The sequence below is a fragment of the Kineococcus indalonis genome, from assembly GCF_009906395.1.
Taxonomy (GTDB): Bacteria; Actinomycetota; Actinomycetes; order Actinomycetales; family Kineococcaceae; genus Kineococcus; species Kineococcus indalonis.
In genome coordinates this window covers 1-1164 of sequence record NZ_JAAALM010000821.1, presented here as the reverse complement: position 1 = coordinate 1164, position 1164 = coordinate 1, and the positions used below count along the sequence as shown (strand labels likewise).

Sequence of the window (1164 nt, the reverse complement as noted above, 5' to 3'; positions counted from 1 at the left end):
GCTCAGCGGTGGGCGGGCCGCCCCGCCGGGCCGTGCCGGCGCATCCGCCACACCGCGCCCATCGCCTCGGTGATGATCGCCCCCGACATCTTCGAGGTGCCCGAGGTGCGCTCGGTGAACAGGATCGGCACCTCGCGCACCGTCGCCCCGCGCTGCAGCGCCGCCAGCGTCGTCTGGATCTGGAAGGCGTACCCGGCGGCGGTCAGCGAGGACAGGTCCAGCGAGCGCAGCAGGTCCGCCCGCCAGGCCTTGTAGCCGCCGGTCAGGTCCGCCACCGGCGCGCGCAGCAGCACCCGCGCGTAGGTGTTCGCGCCGCGGGAGAGGGCCTTGCGGTACCACGGCCAGGCGTCGTCGAGGGCGCCGCCGGGCACGTAGCGGGCGCCGAGGACGAGGTCGGCGCCGGCCGCGAGCTCGTCCAGCATCCGCGGCAGCACCTCCACGGGGTGCGAGCCGTCGGCGTCCATCTGCACGACGACGTCGTGGTCGCCGGTGCTCAGGGCCTCGGCGAACCCCGCCCGGTACGCCGCGCCCAGGCCGTCCTTGACCGTGCGCGTCAGCAGCCGCACCCGCCCCTCGGGCAGCCCGGCCGCCACGCGCCGCACGATCTCGCCGGTGCCGTCGGGGGAGGAGTCGTCCACGACGAGGACGTCGGGGGCTGCGGGGGAGTCGAGCAGCCGCTGCAGCATCACGGCGATGTTGCCGGCCTCGTCGTACGTGGGCAGGACGACGACGGCGCGGAGGGCGTGGGACAACGGGGGCTCGCTCGGGTCGGTCGGGGCAACGGGACGCCCGACGCTACCCCAGCCGCCCGTGCCGTCGCCGCGGTGATCGGGGAGGCCACGACCCGCGCGACCACCGCGGGTCCGGGAGGGCCCCCGCGGGTTCCCCGGGGACCTCGGGGTCTCAGGCCTCGATGGGCACGAAGCGGGGCGCCGGGGGGCCGGGCAGGACGACGGCCTGGGCGGTGACGACGCGCTCGCCGTCGAACGTCAGCGCGGGCGAGCCGTGCAGGACGTAGCCGTCGGCGAGGGCGGCGCTGACCTTCTCGCAGAACGCGCGGTCGTCGGTGCCGGTGAGCAGCCGGTAGCGCAGGCGGCCGTCGACCTCGCCGGGGGTGGTGGTCATCGCGGGTTCCTCGTTCCGTTCGCGGGGGCGGGCAGGGCC

2 protein-coding genes are annotated in these 1164 nt (G+C 76.6%); both read right to left on the bottom strand.

Going from position 1 to position 1164, the window contains the following annotated elements:
- Positions 1-2: 2 nt before the first annotated feature.
- Entirely contained in the window at positions 3-752 is a 750-nt protein-coding gene (locus tag GTR00_RS21350) for a polyprenol monophosphomannose synthase (RefSeq protein WP_166613510.1), read from the bottom strand.
- A gap of 151 nt (positions 753-903) precedes the next feature.
- The gene (locus GTR00_RS21345) at positions 904-1125 is read right to left on the bottom strand and encodes a DUF1737 domain-containing protein (protein WP_166613509.1); all 222 of its coding nucleotides are present in this window, start codon (positions 1123-1125) and stop codon (positions 904-906) included.
- Between the last annotated feature and the right edge of the window lie 39 nt (positions 1126-1164).